Annotated in this window: 21 protein-coding genes; 7 read left to right on the forward strand and 14 right to left on the reverse strand. The window is 39.7% G+C overall.

The annotated features are described in order from the left end of the window. Nucleotides 1–57 precede the first annotated feature (57 nt). Nucleotides 58–1,356: an anhydro-N-acetylmuramic acid kinase gene (locus AC0L6H_RS06555; RefSeq protein ID WP_473393298.1), complete on the reverse strand. Its 1,299-nt coding sequence runs from the start codon at nt 1,354–1,356 to the stop codon at nt 58–60. A 257-nt stretch (nt 1,357–1,613) separates the two neighbouring features. On the opposite strand from AC0L6H_RS06555, the gene AC0L6H_RS06560 reads away from it, so the two are divergent. Further along, the gene (locus AC0L6H_RS06560; protein ID WP_473393299.1) at nt 1,614–2,036 is read left to right on the forward strand and encodes a CBS domain-containing protein; all 423 of its coding nucleotides are present in this window, start codon (nt 1,614–1,616) and stop codon (nt 2,034–2,036) included. 58 nt (nt 2,037–2,094) lie between these two features. On the opposite strand, the gene AC0L6H_RS06565 is transcribed toward AC0L6H_RS06560, so the two are convergent. Both AC0L6H_RS06565 and AC0L6H_RS06570 read right to left on the reverse strand, forming a co-directional pair. Beyond that, on the reverse strand, nt 2,095–2,364 hold the full coding sequence (locus AC0L6H_RS06565) for a DUF1801 domain-containing protein (RefSeq protein ID WP_473394478.1): 270 nt from the start codon (nt 2,362–2,364) through the stop codon (nt 2,095–2,097). 9 nt (nt 2,365–2,373) lie between these two features. Beyond that, a complete protein-coding gene (locus AC0L6H_RS06570; RefSeq protein ID WP_473393300.1) occupies nt 2,374–2,514 on the reverse strand; it encodes a hypothetical protein in 141 nt (46 codons plus the stop codon). Between the two features lie 131 nt (nt 2,515–2,645). Here AC0L6H_RS06570 and AC0L6H_RS06575 point away from each other — a divergent pair, with 131 nt between their 5' ends. Beyond that, the gene (locus tag AC0L6H_RS06575; RefSeq protein WP_473393301.1) at nt 2,646–3,284 is read left to right on the forward strand and encodes an ATP-binding protein; all 639 of its coding nucleotides are present in this window, start codon (nt 2,646–2,648) and stop codon (nt 3,282–3,284) included. A gap of 356 nt (nt 3,285–3,640) precedes the next feature. Here the strand turns inward: AC0L6H_RS06575 and AC0L6H_RS06580 are convergent, their stop codons facing one another. Continuing rightward, complete coding sequence (locus AC0L6H_RS06580; protein ID WP_473394479.1) at nt 3,641–4,939, reverse strand: ATP-binding protein; 1,299 nt, start codon at nt 4,937–4,939, stop codon at nt 3,641–3,643. 815 nt (nt 4,940–5,754) lie between these two features. Here AC0L6H_RS06580 and AC0L6H_RS06585 point away from each other — a divergent pair. Together AC0L6H_RS06585 and AC0L6H_RS06590 are read left to right on the forward strand one after the other, a co-directional pair. Further along, nucleotides 5,755–5,979, forward strand: coding sequence for a DUF433 domain-containing protein (locus tag AC0L6H_RS06585; protein ID WP_473393303.1), 225 nt, complete (start codon nt 5,755–5,757; stop codon nt 5,977–5,979). A 48-nt stretch (nt 5,980–6,027) separates the two neighbouring features. Continuing rightward, entirely contained in the window at nt 6,028–6,219 is a 192-nt protein-coding gene (locus AC0L6H_RS06590; protein ID WP_473394481.1) for a DUF5615 family PIN-like protein, read from the forward strand. A gap of 185 nt (nt 6,220–6,404) precedes the next feature. Here AC0L6H_RS06590 and AC0L6H_RS06595 read toward each other — a convergent pair whose 3' ends face one another. Then, nucleotides 6,405–7,028 (reverse strand): tyrosine-type recombinase/integrase, encoded by a 624-nt coding sequence (locus tag AC0L6H_RS06595; RefSeq protein ID WP_473393304.1) that lies wholly within the window; start codon nt 7,026–7,028, stop codon nt 6,405–6,407. Between the two features lie 393 nt (nt 7,029–7,421). On the opposite strand from AC0L6H_RS06595, the gene AC0L6H_RS06600 reads away from it, so the two are divergent. Next, nucleotides 7,422–8,468, forward strand: coding sequence for a PDDEXK nuclease domain-containing protein (locus AC0L6H_RS06600; protein WP_473393305.1), 1,047 nt, complete (start codon nt 7,422–7,424; stop codon nt 8,466–8,468). A 403-nt stretch (nt 8,469–8,871) separates the two neighbouring features. Further along, the gene (locus AC0L6H_RS06605; protein ID WP_473393306.1) at nt 8,872–9,384 is read left to right on the forward strand and encodes a hypothetical protein; all 513 of its coding nucleotides are present in this window, start codon (nt 8,872–8,874) and stop codon (nt 9,382–9,384) included. 102 nt (nt 9,385–9,486) lie between these two features. On the opposite strand, the gene AC0L6H_RS06610 is transcribed toward AC0L6H_RS06605, so the two are convergent. The 3 genes from AC0L6H_RS06610 to AC0L6H_RS06620 all read right to left on the reverse strand — a co-directional run bounded on the left by AC0L6H_RS06610 (nt 9,487) and on the right by AC0L6H_RS06620 (nt 11,272). Then, the gene (locus AC0L6H_RS06610; protein ID WP_473393307.1) at nt 9,487–10,071 is read right to left on the reverse strand and encodes an FMN-dependent NADH-azoreductase; all 585 of its coding nucleotides are present in this window, start codon (nt 10,069–10,071) and stop codon (nt 9,487–9,489) included. Between the two features lie 26 nt (nt 10,072–10,097). Then, nucleotides 10,098–10,742 (reverse strand): pirin family protein, encoded by a 645-nt coding sequence (locus AC0L6H_RS06615; protein ID WP_473393308.1) that lies wholly within the window; start codon nt 10,740–10,742, stop codon nt 10,098–10,100. A gap of 86 nt (nt 10,743–10,828) precedes the next feature. Then, nucleotides 10,829–11,272 carry a DoxX family protein gene (locus AC0L6H_RS06620; RefSeq protein WP_473393309.1) on the reverse strand — a complete coding sequence of 148 codons (444 nt, stop codon included), beginning with the start codon at nt 11,270–11,272 and terminating at the stop codon, nt 10,829–10,831. A gap of 179 nt (nt 11,273–11,451) precedes the next feature. Between AC0L6H_RS06620 and AC0L6H_RS06625 the strand changes: the two genes are divergently transcribed. Further along, a complete protein-coding gene (locus AC0L6H_RS06625) occupies nt 11,452–12,345 on the forward strand; it encodes a LysR family transcriptional regulator (protein ID WP_473393311.1) in 894 nt (297 codons plus the stop codon). A gap of 510 nt (nt 12,346–12,855) precedes the next feature. Here the strand turns inward: AC0L6H_RS06625 and AC0L6H_RS06630 are convergent. From AC0L6H_RS06630 to AC0L6H_RS06655, 6 genes are all read right to left on the reverse strand, one after another. Further along, nucleotides 12,856–13,467 carry a hypothetical protein gene (locus AC0L6H_RS06630; RefSeq protein ID WP_473393312.1) on the reverse strand — a complete coding sequence of 204 codons (612 nt, stop codon included), beginning with the start codon at nt 13,465–13,467 and terminating at the stop codon, nt 12,856–12,858. A 515-nt stretch (nt 13,468–13,982) separates the two neighbouring features. Beyond that, the gene (locus AC0L6H_RS06635) at nt 13,983–15,137 is read right to left on the reverse strand and encodes a heme biosynthesis HemY N-terminal domain-containing protein (RefSeq protein WP_473393313.1); all 1,155 of its coding nucleotides are present in this window, start codon (nt 15,135–15,137) and stop codon (nt 13,983–13,985) included. Continuing rightward, entirely contained in the window at nt 15,134–16,342 is a 1,209-nt protein-coding gene (locus AC0L6H_RS06640; RefSeq protein ID WP_473393315.1) for a uroporphyrinogen-III C-methyltransferase, read from the reverse strand. The genes AC0L6H_RS06635 and AC0L6H_RS06640 overlap by 4 nt, the downstream gene beginning before the upstream one ends. Continuing rightward, nucleotides 16,335–17,057 (reverse strand): uroporphyrinogen-III synthase, encoded by a 723-nt coding sequence (locus AC0L6H_RS06645; protein WP_473393316.1) that lies wholly within the window; start codon nt 17,055–17,057, stop codon nt 16,335–16,337. Before AC0L6H_RS06645 ends, AC0L6H_RS06640 begins: the two co-directional genes overlap by 8 nt. A 41-nt stretch (nt 17,058–17,098) precedes the next feature. Then, entirely contained in the window at nt 17,099–18,070 is a 972-nt protein-coding gene (hemC, locus tag AC0L6H_RS06650) for a hydroxymethylbilane synthase (protein ID WP_473393317.1), read from the reverse strand. Nucleotides 18,071–18,109: 39 nt separating this feature from the next. Then, nucleotides 18,110–18,793, reverse strand: coding sequence for an alpha/beta hydrolase (locus tag AC0L6H_RS06655; protein ID WP_473393319.1), 684 nt, complete (start codon nt 18,791–18,793; stop codon nt 18,110–18,112). Nucleotides 18,794–19,251: the final 458 nt, after the last annotated feature.

Genomic DNA, 19,251 nt, shown 5'->3' on the forward strand with positions numbered 1-19,251 from the left:
AAAGACGATATTTGTAACACCCTGATAATATACTAAAAACACAAATAAGACCTAAGCTCATGGCAAACTTATTTTACCAAAAGTAGTTGCGGGGATCCCATTGTTGTTTGCAAAGAGCTGACTATCTCCAAATAAGCTTTGGTTTGCCAATACAGCAAAAAGCGCCGCTTCTTTCGCATCTGCTGGTAGGCCCAAAGCATCAGAGGTTTTAATCTTGATATTGGGTACACATCGCGCAAGGTTTTGCATTAATACCGCATTGTGAACTCCTCCGCCACTAACGTAAATAACAACCGAGTCTTTGTTATTTGTGTCTATTGGTAGCTTTTTGATTGCTTGGCCAATACTTTGTGCGGTGAACATGTTGAGCGTTGCCATCAAATTATAAAATGGCTGTGCTTCTAGCGGAAACGCAGATAGCTGTGTTGACTCACAAGTCCTTAAGCAGTCAAGAATGAAATCTATGTTCAGTATTTCTTGGCCGGTAGAGAGGTTTGCTTTAGGTGTATTTTCCCCTAGACCAGATTGGCGACAAACCAATCTTTCTAGAAGTTTCGCATCGACTGTCCCTAAAGCGGCAAAGTGACCGTCTTTATCATAGCGTTTAGTTATCAATGGCAGGCTACATGCTTCTCCGTGCCGTTGTTTTATGCTCTTTGCAAAGGCAATTGCGGCATCCATAAGGGTATTTCCGGGTCCTGTATCTGCGCTGACAAGTGAATCAAACTGTGCGTTAGAGGACAAAAATGTAAAATTTGCTATGCCGCCAATATTTAACAAGATACGGTTTTCTACTTTAGTGCTAAAGAGTAAAAAATCTGCGTAGGGCACTAGCGGCGCACCCTCACCATCCGCTGCAATATGTTTTTGTCTAAAATCACTAACGGTGAGAATTTGAGTTAAATAGGCAAGGTGGTCACCATCCCCTATCTGCAAAGTGGCTGACTTGAGCTTAGCCGAATCGTTACTCTTTACTGCATGTTCGAACGAATTGGGGGCATGAAAAACGGTTTGTCCATGGCTCGCCAAAATGTCAATCTCTGATGTGTCTATATTCCATTCTTTAAGACAGGTTAGAAGTATACGTGCATGTTCTCTTGCTACATATGCATTTGCTTGAGTAACGGCATGTAACGGAGCATCGGCATTTGCGAAAATTGGATTGATTGTAGCTAAGAAGTTTTCGTTATAGCTGACGGATTTGAAGGATTTCAGGACGAGTTCAGTATTAACGCCATCACCTTTTATTTCACATAGTGCGATGTCTAAGGCATCTAAGGAGGTGCCGCTCATTAGTCCAATTACAACACGAGCTTGGTCGGCCAACAATGATAACTTTTTAAGTGCAGCATTCATTTTTACGGTGCTAGTAGAAGTATTATCTTGTTAGGCATCATGCCATAAGTTTGCTTGGCTTTCTTGTCTTAGTGAAAAATAATAGACGGCGAGGTGAGTGAAAAAAAGGTAGACCGGACTTGAGTACGCCGAAAGTCGCAGTAGATTCTTGCTCGGCAAAGCTGTTTTTCATTTACTCTGCTAGATTTGTCAACTATGCTTAAACTTGAGCGCATATTTGTTTACAATTTATTAACCAACACAAACGTGGAGTACTGATGGAATCATTGAAAGTTAAAGACTATATGAATCGTCGTCCAGTGAAGCTCTTATTGGATATGCCGGTGGCTGAAGCAGTTGAACAACTGTTGCTAAGCAAGCAAACGGGTGGTCCTGTCATTAATAAGCAACTTGAACTTGTAGGCTTTTTATCAGAACAAGATTGTTTAGGGCAAATGATTACCTCAAGCTACTATCGTGAGCAGGTCTGCAGGGTCGAAGATATAATGAAAACGCCGGTTTTATCTGTGCGCGGCAACGATTCTATTATTGAGCTTGCACAAACAATGATCCGCGAGAAACCAAAAGTTTATCCGGTTATTGACGACAGCGGTATGCTCATAGGCACGATAAACCGAACTGAAGTCCTAAATGCAATTGATGTGCAATTACATTCCGGATACACATCTAAAGGCAAATAAGATAGCTAAGTAAACTTAGCTGCATTTTGTTTTACAAACAGACAGTTAGCTTATTCGCTTAAAGTGGATGTGCTTCGTTCATCGCTTTTAAATCAGCCACAATAAGCTGTTTTAAAATAGTCATGTCTATGTCAGCAAGCTTGTTTATGTTTAAACACGATTTGCCGTGTTTGTGCTTGCCCAGTGCCTTGAGTAATTGCGGATGTTTTTCAACACCACGCATTAGATACAAGCTTATGTATTGTTTTCGTGGAGAAAAACCGCTTCGCATCCATTGCAGGGTTTTGCCTTGGCTATTGCTATAATCGTAGTGACCAAAACCAACAATGCTAGTCCCCTACATTTGCGCTTCGCACTGACATATTTCTTTGTACACGTCTAACAATACAAGAGCATCGCTTCGCCTTATCGGGTGTTCAACAGACATTAAAAAGTCCATTACAGAGGCACTGTTTCTCTTTGTTTTCGCTTCACTCATTGGTATTTCCCTTCGAAAATTGCCTGCTTAAGTATAATACTAGCTACTTATGTCCGAATAGCTATCACTTATTTTACGTTGGTTGAGCAATAATAACTGCCTAACAACAGCAATATTCAGGGGATGATTCTGTGAAAAAAAACCTGCTTGATGGTATTGAAGCACACACAGAAGACTTAATGACACAAAGCTCACAAAATAAAGCGTCTCAAGATGCAATGCAAGCCGTGCTTGATGTTGTAGGAGTTGGTTTGGCGCGAGTTTCAAGTATCGTACACAACATGTCGATAGGCGTCGCTTCTGACTATTCAACGCAACAATCCTACAATATTAACCATTGCATCGAATCGGTCAGCGAGAAGTTCGCTAAAGACTTACCATCCAATATACACTTAGAGTTATGTTTGTCTAAGCTACCACCGGTGTATGTAGATACATACAAAATACAACAGTTGTTGCTTAATTTGCTTACCAACGCGCTCGAAGCAATAGAATGTGAGGGGGTGATTGTTGTTTCATCAAAGCAACAAGGAGGTTATTTGCAAATAGCAGTTGCCGATAATGGCTGCGGTATAGCGTCATGCTTGCAAGAAGCAATATTCGATCCTAGCTTTAGTGGTCACAAGTCAGCAGAGTCTACCGGATTAGGCCTTGCAATTTCTCGCGATATTGCAACTGAACATGGAGGACAATTGTGTGTCGAATCATCGTTGGGCGAAGGTTCTGTGTTCACGTTATTATTGCCGACTAATAAGCTTGTAATTCATTAATAAGTGAGAATATAGGCATTGCTATAGTTTGATAATAATGAGCATCTTGACTGGCTCCTGTGAGGTAGTAAGCGGTCGTTGATTTTTGCATTCTGCTGAGCAAATTTGGCGTTTATAGCTAATTTTAATGATAGGCTAGTTAACGCCCTAAGCGGGCATTGAGCCAGTCGTAAAATGCGCCTGTTTTTGCCACACTAGCACACAAAGAATTCAAGGAAGAATGCATGTGCTGGCAAAGCAGGTTTTACCAACAAACAGGCAATAACCGGTGCCCCACTTTATGCCCATTCAATGGTGCAATTTTATGCAACCTGATGATAAAGCGCTTCTGGTAATAAAACACCTATCATATGCGGCTATTTACCCCATAACGATGATAACGGAGCGGCCCAAATGTTTTCGCCAACAGGCATAGTTTCAGTACCATCATATAACAACAAGCCCGTTTTAAAACGGTTGCCAGCAAGCCCTGCCAACTTTTTCAGTCCTTTTAAGTCTTTGTCAGTAACAGTAGCCGAGGCTTTGACCTCGACCCCAACAATATCCCCTTTAGTATTCTCGATTACAAAATCTACTTCAACTTTGTCGGCATCTCGATAATACATAATGCCATAATTACCGTCGGAGTGTGTCGCATGTTTAATAAGCTCGCCATAAACGAATGTTTCTAGGACGTTGCCGAATCGAGTTTTATCTTGTTGAATTTCGTCTGTTGTTAAATCAAGTAAAGTACTCAATAAACCTGAATCAATAAATTGTAGCTTGGGTGTTTTTACGACACGACTGAGCCGATTACGAGACCAAACGTCTATTCGTTTTAGTAAATACATTTGCTCAAAAATGCCGATATATCTGGATGTTGTCTTACCATCAAGGCCGATTTGACCGCCGAGTTTACTATAATTACACATTTGCCCCACAGTCTGGCATAGCGCACTTAGAAAACGCGGTAATTGATCAAGTTTGTCAATAGTCGCGATATCTCTAACATCCCGTTGAATAATAGCGTCAATGTATTGTTGTGACCATTTGGCTCGTCTTCGATATGATTCTCGTGCGACCGCTTCTGGATAACCACCTTTTAGAACACGATCAATAAGCTCATCCCCGACTGATATTTGCTCAGCCTGAAGAATGCGCCCGTTAAACACGTTATCGATCCAATTAGTAGTTTGCAGTACTATTTCGCTTTGAGACAGGGGTAATAAAGACAAAGTTTCCATTCGTCCGGCTAGCGAATCAGCAACTTTTGGCATCGCCATTAAATTTGCAGAGCCTGTAAGCAAGAATCGCCCTGGGCGTCTGTCTTCATCTACACTCTTTTTAATCGCTAATAGTAATTCCGGAGCACGTTGAATTTCATCAATCACGACTCTGTCGATGTCTCTTATCATGCCTACCGGATCGTTTTTAGCGGAAAGAAGTGTTAACTGATTATCTAATGTTATGTATTTCATTCCCTGCTCAACCGATATTTGCTTAACTAGGGTTGTTTTGCCAGCCTGACGTGGTCCTGCTAATAAAGTAACGGGTGTATCTTGCTGTGCTTCGAGTAAACGAGGCTTGATGAGTCGAGAATACATATCTATTTTATCCACAATAACATTTTGCATTAATTCAGGACTATAATACCGTAAATTACGGAACTCAACCACGTATATTTCGGAAAGTATGCTGTTTAATTCTGACAAAATAAGCTAGGTAACCAGAGCAATAAATGTTAAAAAACAAAGAACATATACGATTTTGACTTACTTTAATCCATTAAAAAAGCCCGCAGACTGTAAAATCTGCGGGCTTTAAATTCTTCACATTGCAACCTTATGCAATGCTATGCACGGTGCTTCAATTGAAGCCTGCTCGCCAGTACCATCTACAATTCACGACGGTCCGTTAATCGCTCGTTAGTTTGCAATATCAATGGTAAATGGCGATGGGAAAGTTTCGAAAGCAAAGTCTAATTTAATCTTACAATATCTGACTGAACAACAAATTACTGAAATTAAAAACATGGCTATCAAATTGATTAATGAAATGAAGGAGCAGCTTCAGATTAATGTACAAAAATTAGTCAACTCAATTTGAGTTTCTTTGACTTATCGGAATGCTTAAGTACTTTTGTTACCCGAGCTAAAAGAGGTTGAAAACCAGTAAAATCTATTTCAGATTTCTGCACTTTTACTATATTTTTGCAAATGCTGCATGTTTCGGGAAAAGAAGGTTGGAAAGTGATCGAATAAAACCGAAATGGGCGGATGTTTTCACCGAAATACGGATAATTAACAAAGCAATAGGAGTCACCTAATTAAAATACGAGATTTTTCAATATTTTACGTTTGTTTATTCAACTAATGAAAAAGATGATCTTGTGTAACGGCAAAATAGTGGCTCGGTTAGTTATTTTATAGAACGGAAAAACGCTGTAAGATGCAAGCAACATCAACAGATTTTAGTATTAAGTAGGTTAACTATGAATTATCAAGACCACTTAGAAATTGTTTCCGGTAAGCGTAGCGGTAAAGCATGCGTGAAAAATACTCGTATAAGTGTCTACGATGTTTTAGCTTGGCTAGCTACTGGACTCTCTGCGCAAGAAATTATTGATGACTATCCAGAATTAACAACAAACGATATTAGCGCGTGTTTGGCATATGCAGCACAAAGAGAGCATAGACTGGTGACAGTGGCGGCATGAAGCTACTTTTAAACCAGAACATATCGCATCGCCTAGTCAAACTAGTTAATTGAAGTCTATCCTGGCAGTAATCAAGTTAGTTTACTTAATATGGGCGCTGCGGAAGATATAGCTATTTGGGAGTATGCAAAAGAAAATGATTTTTGCATTGTCACTCTGGACTCTGATTTCAACGAATTTAGTACACTTTGGCAAGGGCCTCCGTTTGTGATTTGGTTGAAATGTGGCAATCAACCTTAGAAAGTTATACTTGATAAATTACTGACAAATCAGTCTACGATAGAAAACGCACTCAACAACGAGGAAGTTTGGTGTATTGAAATCTATTAGATTCGTTTGATCCTCCCCAACATGAGCATTTGGCGCTTCCACGCCCAAAGCCGACGTTGGCCAAAAGCAAATTTGTTGAATATATTATCGCTTATTTATATATCAATGCTCTCTGAGATTTCTAGCGCATCATCCACTTCTATCCCAAGATAACGAACTGTGCTTTCTATTTTCGAATGGCCAAGTAGCAATTGACAGGCTCTTATATTTTTCGTCTTTTTGTAAATTAGCGATGGTTTTGTTCGGCGCATCGAATGAGTGCCATAATGGGTTCCCTCTAATCCGATAGAGTTTATCCATCCATCAACAATACGGCTATATTGTCTGGTGGACAGATGCGGTGAATCCTTTATTCTTGATTTAAAAAGATAATCAGAACTATCTAGTCCACTTTTTTGAATCAATGCCTTTAACGCTATCCGAGTTTGTTCGGTGATTTCGAATTGCACAGGCTTTCCGGTTTTCTGTTGAATTATCTTTGCCCGTGATTGAATACTCATGCCAAGCGCTATGTCTCTAACCCGCAGAGATAGCAAATCACAACCTCGAAGCTTGCTATCTATACCAAGGCTAAATAATGCTAAATCTCTAACATTACCTGAAATTTCTAACCTAACTCGAATAGCCCAAATCTGCTTTTGTTTTAGTGCTAATTTTTGACCAACAAGCTTACCTTTATTCCAAGGCTCTTTCTTTTTATACAGTACAATCGGATGCATAAGATAAACTCCAAGCTATATAGGTTTCATTTGTTAATAATTAACAAAGCAATAGGAATGCCATAATTAAAATACGATATTTTTCAATTTGTTACGATTGTTTATTCAATTAATGAAATAGATGAGATGGTAAAACGGCAAAATAGTGCCTCGATACTTTTTTACAAAACGACAACGTTACGTGTCAATTCTTGATAGGCAACGTTGTGGATTAAATATTTACCTTATTAATTTTTAAAATATCGTCAGAAGGCATTCAGGCGCTAAAAAATATAGCGCTGAGGAACAGTGGTATATAGATTTAAATCCACATATACTTTATGAGATTAGTAAGGGCTTTTAGAATATTTATTACTAGTTCTATTATCTAGTTAAGGAAAAAAAGACTACAAAATGACGGATTTAATTTCTAAGGATACAGGTTATCTTGCTGCACTAGAAGATATCAAGCTTAAAGTAAGAACAGCTAGACACAAGGCCGCATTAGCTGTTAATTCTGAACTAATAGCTCTTTACCATAAAATCGGATTCTCTATTGTTCAACAGCAGCGGAATTCACAGTGGGGCGACAAAGTTTTAAGTGTTTTAGCAAACGATTTAAAGTCTGAATTTCCCGACATGAAAGGACTGTCGATAACCAATCTAAAATATATGCGCTCTTTTGCTCAAGCATGGCCTGATTTGAATGAAGATAAAATAGGTCAACAAGCTGTTGACCAAATTCCCTGGGGTCATAATATTGTATTGCTTCAAAAGTTAAAGGACACTACTGAAAGGCTATGGTACGCGAGTAAAACTATTGAAAATGGTTGGTCACGCAATGTATTAGTTAATCAGATAGAAAGCAGGCTAATTGAGCGGCAAGGTAGTGCCATTACTAACTTTGACTCGACAATGCCATCTTCAACCTCAGAATTAGCAAAGGAAACCTTTAAATCACGCTATATTTTTGATTTTTTAAAACTTGGAGAAGAAGCGCTGGAGCGAGATATTGAAGATGCATTAGCCGAGCAAATCAAAAAATTTCTATTAGAGCTTGGAACTAGTTTTTCTTTCGTTGGTAAGCAAGTGCGTCTTGATGTAGGTGGCGATGAGTTTTACATAGACTTGTTGTTTTTCCACATCAATCTGAATCGCTATATTGTGATTGAACTAAAAGCTGGAAATTTCAAACCTGAACATGCAGGTCAGTTAAACTTTTACCTGACAGCCGTTGACGAACAAATTAAACTCGATAGGCATGAACCATCTATTGGGCTTCTATTGTGCAAGAACAGAAACAAATTAGTTGCCGAGTATGCGTTGCGTACAACAGCTAATCCTATTGGCATTGCCGAATATCAAATCAATGATAAGCTTCCCAAAGAAATTGAAGAGCAGTTACCGGCAATTGACAAGTTAATTGATAATGTATCTTCAGTCATTGCAGAAGGCAAATGAGTATGATGAACAGCTAGATGCGGTGTTTATACTAGACGCAAAAGCTCACTGTGTAATTTGGCAAGTTAAGACGCCCAAAGCAGACATAGCTTGTATAATATATGTTATTGACGATTTTCGTTAAGACAGATCCATTTTCCTTCCACATTTTATTCATAGACCATAAATAAAACGTTCTCTGACTTTTAATACTTCATATCGGTGCAATTTTAAATGAAATCATCATGGTGTGGACATTTCTGTGCTTTGAATAATAAGCTCTCAGCTACTTTCGATAGACTACCTTCAAAAAATAATATTTGTAGATTGATGTTTTTTCTGAGTCTACAATTGGCTAGTAAAATTTGAAATCATAAACAACATGTTTTGTCCAATGCTACATACTTAAGTAAGAGAGGAAATTATGATAGGTGGTCCTGAAGACGCAGAGATAATTGCACGTCTGAAAAAAGCCAGTAATAACGATAAGATACCTGACAGTGACAAAGGACTATCCATCTACGGGATATTTGCAGTCATTATTGTACTTGCATATTTATTTGTTAATTTGTTTCTTTATGTGGCAGAATTTTTCATGACATATTTCGATAATCTAAAGAGTGATGTCTTTCAGCAGGTTCAGCTGTTTTTTGCAATATTAATCTTGAGCCTTGCACTATTTGTTTTTCGACAAAAAAAGAAAGTGATCTACGGTTGTATAGAGATAGCATTCTCGTTTTTTGCTATTTGGTTTTACATGAATAATATGATTAACAATTCTGAAATTGAGGGTATTCTAACGTTAATTGGTGCAATCTACATATTTATCAGAGGAATGGAAAATATCGTCAAGGGAGCAAATAATGCACCTAGAATACTTTTAGAAACATCATTGCCAGAAAAAAATGATAATACTAAATCAGGAAGGCTTAAGTAGCGTCATAGTTAGTATTTGGCGCTTCCACGCCCAAAGCCGACATTGAGTTTGCAATAATTTTTCAAAAAAATACCAAGCAGTTACTTTGAGCAGCATATTACATTATTTTAACTTCTCTATTTGCGCTTTTGCATAGCTGAGTACTTGCTCCTCACCACTCATGAGCGCACTTGCATCGATAAATTCGACGTCCTGAATACCTAAAAAACCGAGTACATGTTTTATCCATGGGGAAACAAAGTCGACCTCAGAATCTAATTTAGTCCCGCCGGACGTTACAACAACGTATGCTTTTTTGTTTTCTAGTAAGCCAACAGGCCCATTTTCGGTATACTTAAACGTTCGGCGAGCACGCGCTACCATGTCAATCCACGCCTTAAAAGCGGCGGGTACACCAAAATTATATATCGGTACGCCTATTACAATGTTATCCGCCGCCTCAAGTTCGCAAATGAGTTGCTCAGATAGCGCTAACGTTCCTTTTTGCGCTTGCGTGCGCTGTTCAGCTGGTGTGAAGTTAGCGCTAATCCACTGCTCATCCACAAACGGAAGTGCGTGAGTAAGATCACGCTCTGTGACCGTTGTTTCCGAGTTACTCAATTGAGATACAATGAGCTGACTCAGTTTGCGGCTACTAGAATCAGCAATTCGCATGCTCGCGTTAATTTTTAATATCGTGTTTTTCATAATATTCTCCTCTATATTTAAGTAAATTAGGGTAGTTCAAAGACTAATAAGCTCGCGTCTTGCTCAGTCCTATTGTGCAGTGTTAGGCTTGTTTCGTTCACTAGTTTTGCGCCGTCACCTTGTGTCAGTTCAAGATCATTGAGTTGCACTTGCCCGTTCAGCTGATGAAGGTACACTTTAGTCCCGCAACTCGCCGTAAAAGTATGACCGGTGCCTGCTTTAACAATCAATTGATGCAGCTTTGCGTTTTGCTTAATGCGCAGCGTACCGCCTTCTCCATTGGGCGTTGCAATGGTGGTTAAACCATATGCTTTGCCAAAGTCTTTTTGCTGATACCCCGGGCGTTCGCCATATACATTTGGCTTTATCCAAATTTGCAAAAATTTTAGCCTATCGGTTTTCGACGCGTTATATTCACTATGAAAAATGCCTTTGCCTGCTGACATTAGTTGAAACTCACCCGCCGGCAATACTTTAATATTTCCCGTGCTGTCTTTGTGCTCTATTGTCCCCTCAAATACATAACTGATAATTTCGACATCACGATGGCCATGCGTATCAAAACCTGCACCTGCTAGCACTTCGTCGTCATTAATAACCAATAACTCCGAAAAACCCATGTGGTCATTATCTTGGTATTTGTGGAATGAAAATGAATGCTTGCTTGGCAACCAGCCAAAATCCGAATTACCTCTGTCTTATGCTTTTCTTAATGTGATCATTGTGTACTCTCTATCGATTTACGCTATTTACTGTATTAGGCTAATTTTTTAGCAATCAATTGGTCGATACCAATTTTCCCAGAACCAGAAATTGCAAGAGATACGCTCGCAGCGAGTAAGGCTAACGCGAATTCATAGCCGTTATTCGACATAAAAAGGCCATTTGCGAAATGCACGGAGAAAATAGCGACTACCATGGCAATGGCTAACACAGCTGCAGCAGGGCGAGTAAGTATGCCAAATAAAATTAATAAGCCACCAAAAAACTCGCCAGCACCGGCTAAAAGGGCCATTAATAAACCAGGTGCCAAGCCAATAGATTCCATCCATCCTGCAGTACCTTCTAAGCCATAACCGCCAAACCAACCAAATAATTTTTGCGCGCCATGTGCCATAAAAATTATGCCAACAGGTACTCGTAAGACGAGTGAAGAGTAGCTTTCATTCGTTTGTGTTAGTGTTTTGATAAGTGTTTTCATTTTCTTTCCTCAATAAATTTAAAGTAGATTGGTTTGTTAAAAAGTATATTATTTAGTTGATGGGATGTAGTATAAGAAGCCTGAAAAGAATAAAAAATCAAAACGTTTTGAAGAGTTAACTCAAAATATTTGAACAAACCAAATTACTCTAAATTTATGGGTGCTAAAAAGGGGGAGTGATGTATCAGGCTATCTCAATTGATGCGTTAAAGGCGCTCGATGCTATTGACAAAAAAGGGAGCTTTGCTGCCGCGGCTGAATCTTTATTTAAAGTACCTTCAGCGCTAACTTACACCATCAAGAAATTAGAAGATGAAATCGGAACACCTTTATTTGACAGAACAAAACAAAGAGCAGTTTTAACGCCTGCAGGAAAATTAGTCTTGGCTCATGGTCGAGACATTCTACTTGCCACAAATAAAATGGTAGATGCTGTTACACAATTAGAATCTGGTTGGGAAAGAGAGTTACGCATAGCACGTGATACAATCATTCCGGAGCATATTATTTTTGACCTACTATCAGAGTTTACCCTGTTACCGCATTGTGTCGACGTTTCTATAAGTGAAGAGGCTCTCGGGGGTGGTTGGGACGCGCTTCATAGTAAGCGTGCTGATATTGTGATAGGCGCCTCGGGTGAGCTTCCAAAAGGAATGTTCAACATCCATAAGATATCAGACATAAATTTTGTTTTTGCCATCGCGCCGCACCATCCTCTTGCATCACTTGATGTTGCTATTCAAGCGGAGCATCTTGTGGACTATCCATCTATTATCGTGAGTGATACCTCAGAGTTATTGCCCACCAGAGAGAGTGGATTATTTACTAGTAAGCAAGCAATACGCGTGAACAGCATGCGCGCCAAACTAGAGGCGCAACGACTCGGAATTGGCGTCGGTTTTTTGCCCCAGCATCTTGCACAACCCTTTTTAGATAGCGGTGTTTTAATTCAAAAAGCTTGTGCAATTCCGCGTTTAAGTCAAGAAATGTATGTAGCGTGGAACAAAGGACAAGATGGCAAAGCTTTGATGTGGTTTATCGAAAAGCTTCGCCAATACAATTGGCAATTTTAGAATGCAAACCCAAAAATCTAATATGGCCGCTAATGCCCCCATAAGAGCCGTTCATGGCACAAATATCATTGATAAAACGAACCGCAAATCGTAATGGGATTTTGAATACGAACGACCGCAACTGGATGGTGTTTGCCAGTTAATTAATTGATACATGCTATTACTATGTTAGATCGAACCCCTGAGCCTATACACCGTTGAAAGTATTCCGACCTTTGACTCGTGATAAATAGAATTCTCTCACTCTTGAATCGAAGCTTAGTAAAATTTGCAAATTTCCTGAGGTTTTAATTAATATAATCAATCACAAATTTATTTTGTAGAATTATGAAGGGTTGATTTGGTTTTGACCTAAAGTAATGCAATCCTTGCTAACATTTATTGTTCAGCATTAAAAAGGCGATAACATAAATACTGTTATTGCCTAAATAAATGCCACGAAAACCCCCAAGGATATTTTCCCTGTTTAATCGAACATGCAATCCATAATTATGGATTGCAGATTAGAGTTTATTTTCGCTTTGGTGCACTCGCTAATGCTATTAGACCCAAACCAAACAAGAGTATTACTGGCGGTACAGGAACCGTAGTTGCTCTATCTCGAATGAACAACACTTCAGCAAAGAAGTTAGATTCTCCATTTTGGTTATACCATCCTACCGTATTAACGTTCTGACCAGAACCGTTCATCCAATCACAAGAGTTATTTCCGTCGCCTAAGGTAAAGTACGAACTTGCGCAGGCGCCATCTGAAAGAGAGTCCTGATATGCAGAGTTTAAATATTCAAAATATGCTCCACTAATAGGATCTACTCCGTTAAATAAAACATTAGCACCAGGGAAAAGAAAGTCTAAAGCAGTAGGCGCAATGGCCATATCTGTAGCTTCTGCAATTCGCCAGCCTAGGTTCATTTGAAAAGTTGCATCGACAGTATCACAATCACCTGCATCCTTTGTAACACAGCTTGCTCCCCAAGCCCAATCAAAGCCATTTAACGTTATGTAGGTATTAGTTGGCAGTGCAGTTTCAATAAGCGCAGCTTGAGATGCCGTACTACATAAGCTCAAAAAAGCTATTAGTACAATGCTTTTTGCATCAAGTAATTTTCGCAATTTCGTCATGGTTATATCCTCTATAAAAATTATCCATATCATTATTATCTATTTCTTATTACTACATTAGAAATGTACTTTGCAACGCTAGGCGACATGATCAACTGCGGTGCGCTGTATAAATAATGTACAACATGTATGTTTTTTATTATAGTCCATTTTACCCTAATAACACTTTTAGTAAGATTTAATAAGTTAAGTAATTACTTTTTATAAGGATTTTTTTGCTTCAAAATATCTTGTTTATGATAGGCATGGCATTAGCGACGGCGTTATCCCCTACCAACATTCACAAAAGTATACCGACCAAGTAGCTTGCGAATTACTATTTAAGTTTTTAAGGCGGGGGGGGGGAAGTATGGTAGACAAGGACAAAATTGAAATTTACAAAGAAGAAAAATACATAGCAAAAGATGAATGTCGTAGTAAAAAGCTGATTTCACTACAGACCTATCAAACTATGTTTACAATAACAGAGCTTGTTGTTGCAAGACACCTGCAAAGGTGTCTATTTATTCTGAAGTTTACTTAAGTAAGCCTTTATAAAGTAAGTTGGCTTGTTCAAACTCTTGTCTTTTTTCCAGTATACAGGCCAATAATGCTTTATCAGTTGGGTGTGGATCCAGCTCTATGGCTTTGCTTATTGCTTTGTAAGCAAGTTCATAATCTTGCATATTATACGCTAGGTTTGCCAATACTGAGTACAAGGCCGCTTTTTCTGGATGCTTCTTTATTTCTTGTTCAATAAAGCGGATGGCCACAGTTGGGTTAGGGTGGTTAAGTTGTTTGAATAAGTTCCAGTAGCTTTCGTGATGATGTTTACTAGCAATATTCACCAATTCTTTTTCAGCTTCAGCAGACAGCCCTTGATCGATCAATAACTGTAAGTAGGCCATTTGATTGGCTTGGTCTTTGCGTTCAGCACGACTAAGTTGCTGCCAGTGAGTCTTCAAAGCATTCGCACCATGTTTACTCGCAATGGCAGCGAATTCTCCAGTGGTCCATTGTTTGGACCATCTCAGGTAGTCTTCCCCAAGCAGCTTTTTATTCTCTTTTGCAAGTGACTGAATCTGTTCCCAGTCATTTAAACCTTCGAGTACATTCAATTTAAGGACAACAAAAGGCTTCGAGTTGCGGATTTTCCCCTCAACACTTGACAACAAGTTCATGGCCTCTTCACTCTGGCCATTCATCAAGCATAATTCGGCTTGTTTCATCAGCGCTAAGGGAGCAGATTTAGGATGGTCCATTGCCTGAATCAAATAGGCTTGTGCTTGCTCGTTCTCCCCGGCTTGGCGCTCCAACTCTGCGGCAATTAAATAATTGGTGCCTTGAAAGTCGCCTTTATTCGTTTTTCTGATCAGTTTACGCGCTTGTTGATGTTCGTTCATCAGCATCGCATTTATACTTTGATAAAATGCTTGAGTTTGTTGACGTTTCGACAAACTACCTAACCACGTACGTGAGCCCGATACTGCCCTAAACAATCTACGCATCAGCCATATAAAAACCCATAAGCCCAAGGCCGACAATAGTAATATTATAAAACTACCAAGCAGGGATGCCTGAATAATCGTGCCCGACAAATCAATAATCACGCGACCTTCAATGTCGGTAAGTTTATACCCAAAAAGAAAAGCGGCTAATACACAAACAAAAATAATAATAAGTTTGATCATAGTTGATTATCCAATGTCTCTTCGTTAGCACTTGGATTATTATTGAACAAGCCTTGAATGCGTTGTTCAATAATTCCTTTTAACGATGCTTGTGACTCTAGTGTGTCTGGGTAATTTCTAGAGAAGTCGAGGCTTTGTAATTCTTGTAACGCGCCTAAAAACTGACTTACTCGGCTATTATCTAACTGGTAATGTTCAACGATTAACGATATCGCTTGTTGGATTGCTGTGCGATACAACTCAACTTGTTCGCTCAAGGCTGCTGTTTGAGCTTGGCTTAGCGCATGTTTAAGTTGTTGCTCTATCAACCATTGTTGACGCTCTGCTAAATAGGGTTCCAAAGGCTTGTCGACGTAATCAATGCTGACCAAATCACCCACGATTGATTCCCATGTTTTGCTCAGGTTCTCACGCCAATCGCTTACATCTTCGCTAAGCGCGAGATCTTTTGTGTTGGTATTCTCTGGCAGTTGCAATTTATCTAAGGGAAGTTCGCCTACTTTAGGCAACATGCCCGCGATGGCCAAAGCGATAGAATTTGTGGAAACCGGGTTAACTTGATTTAAGGCTTGAATATCGCCGGCTATTAATGCGCGCACAGGAAATAATGACGGGTCGTTTAAGTCATTTAATCTTGCATCGGCTTCTTTTAACAAGGTCATAGCAGTACGTATATCTTTTTCTAAGTATAGCTTGCGTCCTGCCATATTCACTAAGTAGTTAGCTTCAGCCAATAACCAATCTGAAGGACGACGTCCTGACATTTCGGCCAAGCGCTTGTTTAACGCTTGTGCTGTGTCTTTTGCTTGTTGTAACTCACCTTGCAAGTTAGCCAATTTTTGCTCGTTTTGTGCCTGTACATTACTGATATCGCTTTTTAGCGCCTCGGTGCGCTGTTGCAACTGGTTAGTATTAACTTGCAAACTTTTAGACTGTTCATTGAGGTCTTGTTTTAAGGATATAATGTCGGTTTGGGTAGTCGAATCATCGTCTAGAATTTGCGTATAGTACCAATATGCGCCAGCACAAAGTACAATGATGATTATCAAATTAATTAGTGTAAAAAACCACAAAAGGCCTGTTTTGGCTGTTTTCTTGTGAGTAGATGCTTCCTTAGATGCAGACTTAGTGGTAGTTTCCTCAATCACTACCGCGTCTTCCATTTCATCTGATGGCTTGCTGGGCGATTGGGTTAATTCAGTCATGCAAAGCTCCTGTTTTTACTAGTTGATTGGCGCAATTAAGTAAGGCTTTATTGCTGGCACCTTGGCTTACTAAAATATGCCGAATGCCGTGTGTATAAGCATAGTCTTTTATCCGTTCGCTGGCGACTATCCATATGCACGACCTTAACGTGTTTTGTTGATTTAGATCTAGCTCAGTCAATAAAAGCTCAGTAATCTCAATACTCGTGCTAATGATACACTTTATTCGCTTGGGCTCAAAAACAAATCCTCGGATAGCGTCTGTATTGGCAACCCGATTGTAAACGTCTAGCACGTGAACCTTGCCGCCTCGCTCAGTTAAACCCGGTGCAATTAAGTTTCTACCGCCTTCTCCCTTTAATAGCACAATACTTTTATCTTTAATGTTTTGTAGTAAAGGGAGCTGTAAAACCCCTTCGGAATTTTCTGGCTTGGCTATGTATATGTTGCGGCTGTCTATTAAATCACGTAATTTTTTTGCACTAGACGCGCCCACACACACAAAATCGATAGTCAAAAAATCAATTGATAGTGTGTGCTTACTTAAGGTTTCTGCTAACCATTTTACGGCATAAACCGATGTGATGATAATGCATTTTGGCGAAGCATTGCATAAACTAGCGCTAAGCGCGTCATCTTTATTAACGCTAATATCCATAAGCGCCAAGGCATGGGCTTGCAAGCCTGACTTTTGGAATAGGTCAACTGTTTCCAAAACTTTGTCTTTAGGCCTCGCAATGAGAAAACTCATCAGTACTACAAAGCGTCTAAAATGGCTTTAGCACCTTTCGCTTGTAGCGCTTTAGCAAGGGTTGTGCCTAAAGTCTCGGCCGCTTTTATATCATTTACCTTGCATTCAACTTTGCCACTTGTGTGCAGCACTGTACTGCCGTCGGGCGATGCGACTAAGGCATTCATGCTAAGAGTACTTTTGCTATTTTGATGGCGCATATCGTATTCGGCAAAACTACCAATGGGCACTTGGCAACCGCCTTGAAGTTGTGCATTCATAGCGCGCTCTGCTTTCACTCTGAGCGCTGTTTGCGGGTGATTAAGCTTTTGTAACATCGTGATTAATGCTGCATCGTCGTTGCGACATTCAATGCCAACGGCACCTTGACCTACAGCAGGTAAACATAATTTAGGGTCTAACTCATGCTTTATGCGATTGTTCATGTCTAAGCGAATAAGTCCTGCTGCCGCTAGAATGATGGCGTCATACAGGCCATCGTCGAGCTTTTGCAAACGCGTATTTACATTACCTCGGAGATCTTTAATGTTTAAATCAGGGCGCACCGCTTTAATTTGGGCTTGGCGACGTAAGCTTGATGTACCAACCACTGCTCCTTGAGGCAATTCATCAAAACTATTGTAGGTGTTTGATACAAAAGCGTCATAAGGATTTTCTCGTTCACAAATACAATGCAATCCAAAACCGTCAGGAAATGCAACCGGCACGTCTTTCATCGAATGCACGGCTAAGTCAGCTAAATCATTTTGCATCGCAACTTCTAACTCTTTTATAAAAAGCCCCTTTCCGCCAATTTTCGCAAGGGGTGTGTCGAGTATTCGGTCGCCTTGTGTCGACATTGGTACAAGTTCAACCTTGAGCTCTGGAAAATGCTTGAGTAGTTGGTCTTGCACGTAATAGGCCTGCCACATAGCTAAGGCACTTTTACGGGTGGCAATACGAATGAGGCTTTTAGTCGGAGCTGGGCTTGTTTGCATAGGCGCTTTATATTTCCGTATGAGTCGTTGTGTTTGAAACTAAGATAGGTACGAAGTGATGAATGCTGAGATGTCGTTTATTTCTGGCATACATACATTGTGTTGCATTCCATATTGTTTCCACGATACATCATAGCCGTTGTCTTGTAATGTGGTATAGGCAAGTTTACCTAAACTCATTGGAACCACTTCATCTTGAATGCCATGGCAGCATAAAATAGGGGTCGTCATGTTTGCCGCATGTTTTTCAGTGGTGAGGCTTGCCGGTTCACACATATAAGTAGAAAGCCCAGCTATACCCGCAAGTGTTTGGTCAAAACGTGTGCCCAAATGTAAGGCAATAACGCCGCCTTGTGAAAAGCCAATTAACATGATCTTGTCTGCTGGGATACCTTGGGAAATTTCATGTTCAATCAGTGCTTTTACTTGTTCGCTAGATTCAAGTACTCCTTGGATATCGGCGCGACTGCCCATGTCCATTGTTTTAATATCATACCAAGCACGCATTTTCATACCGTTGTTTATTGTCACCGGACGAATGGGTGCATGGGGAAAGATAAACTTAACGCCAAGTGCTGGGTCCAACTTTAGTTCAGGTGCTATGGGAGCAAAACCATTGCCAGAATCACCCAAACCGTGTAACCAAATGATGGTTGCTTTGTGTTGCCCTTGCGGCGCAATTTCTACGCCGGGTAATAGCTCATCAGAAGAGACATTTTGCATTACATCAAATCCTTGCTTTGTGGTTAAATATTACGTTAACTTCATTAAATTATTGCGCTTCTTTCTTCATATTACATTTCTTTCTTCATATCGCGTTTCTATCGTCATATTTGCATTTCTATCGTCATATTTGCATTTCTATCGTCATATTTGCATTTCTATCGTCATATTTGCATTTCTGTCGTCATATTTGCATTTCTATCGTCATATTTGCATTTCTATCGTCATATTTGCGAAGGCAAATATCTCCCCAAAGCATCAATTAGTTGATGCTAATCGCTTTCTTTCATACAATTCTCGAAATTCGAATGTTCAGAACGAAACCCAAGCGTAAATCCAAGTATGAAACAGACTACTTTCACGACCGCTATGGTAGCATAAGACACCAGTTGCCTGACAAGCAAAAGCGATGACTTTAGCAATGGCATTTATTAGAGTCATACAACATTTCAGTTTAC

The organism is Glaciecola sp. G7-5, from assembly GCF_055808975.1.

What these genes read in the sequence shown, in the direction of transcription:
- AC0L6H_RS06555 (WP_473393298.1), bottom strand. Translation starts at nt 1,356, where the DNA reads ATGAATGCTGCACTTAAAAAGTTATCATTGTTGGCCGACCAAGCTCGT.
- AC0L6H_RS06560 (WP_473393299.1), top strand. Translation starts at nt 1,614, where the DNA reads ATGGAATCATTGAAAGTTAAAGACTATATGAATCGTCGTCCAGTGAAG.
- AC0L6H_RS06570 (WP_473393300.1), bottom strand. Translation starts at nt 2,514, where the DNA reads ATGAGTGAAGCGAAAACAAAGAGAAACAGTGCCTCTGTAATGGACTTT.
- AC0L6H_RS06585 (WP_473393303.1), top strand. Translation starts at nt 5,755, where the DNA reads ATGAATTATCAAGACCACTTAGAAATTGTTTCCGGTAAGCGTAGCGGT.
- AC0L6H_RS06595 (WP_473393304.1), bottom strand. Translation starts at nt 7,028, where the DNA reads ATGCATCCGATTGTACTGTATAAAAAGAAAGAGCCTTGGAATAAAGGT.
- AC0L6H_RS06600 (WP_473393305.1), top strand. Translation starts at nt 7,422, where the DNA reads ATGACGGATTTAATTTCTAAGGATACAGGTTATCTTGCTGCACTAGAA.
- AC0L6H_RS06605 (WP_473393306.1), top strand. Translation starts at nt 8,872, where the DNA reads ATGATAGGTGGTCCTGAAGACGCAGAGATAATTGCACGTCTGAAAAAA.
- AC0L6H_RS06610 (WP_473393307.1), bottom strand. Translation starts at nt 10,071, where the DNA reads ATGAAAAACACGATATTAAAAATTAACGCGAGCATGCGAATTGCTGAT.
- AC0L6H_RS06620 (WP_473393309.1), bottom strand. Translation starts at nt 11,272, where the DNA reads ATGAAAACACTTATCAAAACACTAACACAAACGAATGAAAGCTACTCT.
- AC0L6H_RS06625 (WP_473393311.1), top strand. Translation starts at nt 11,452, where the DNA reads ATGTATCAGGCTATCTCAATTGATGCGTTAAAGGCGCTCGATGCTATT.
- AC0L6H_RS06630 (WP_473393312.1), bottom strand. Translation starts at nt 13,467, where the DNA reads ATGACGAAATTGCGAAAATTACTTGATGCAAAAAGCATTGTACTAATA.
- AC0L6H_RS06635 (WP_473393313.1), bottom strand. Translation starts at nt 15,137, where the DNA reads ATGATCAAACTTATTATTATTTTTGTTTGTGTATTAGCCGCTTTTCTT.
- AC0L6H_RS06640 (WP_473393315.1), bottom strand. Translation starts at nt 16,342, where the DNA reads ATGACTGAATTAACCCAATCGCCCAGCAAGCCATCAGATGAAATGGAA.
- hemC (WP_473393317.1), bottom strand. Translation starts at nt 18,070, where the DNA reads ATGCAAACAAGCCCAGCTCCGACTAAAAGCCTCATTCGTATTGCCACC.
- AC0L6H_RS06655 (WP_473393319.1), bottom strand. Translation starts at nt 18,793, where the DNA reads ATGCAAAATGTCTCTTCTGATGAGCTATTACCCGGCGTAGAAATTGCG.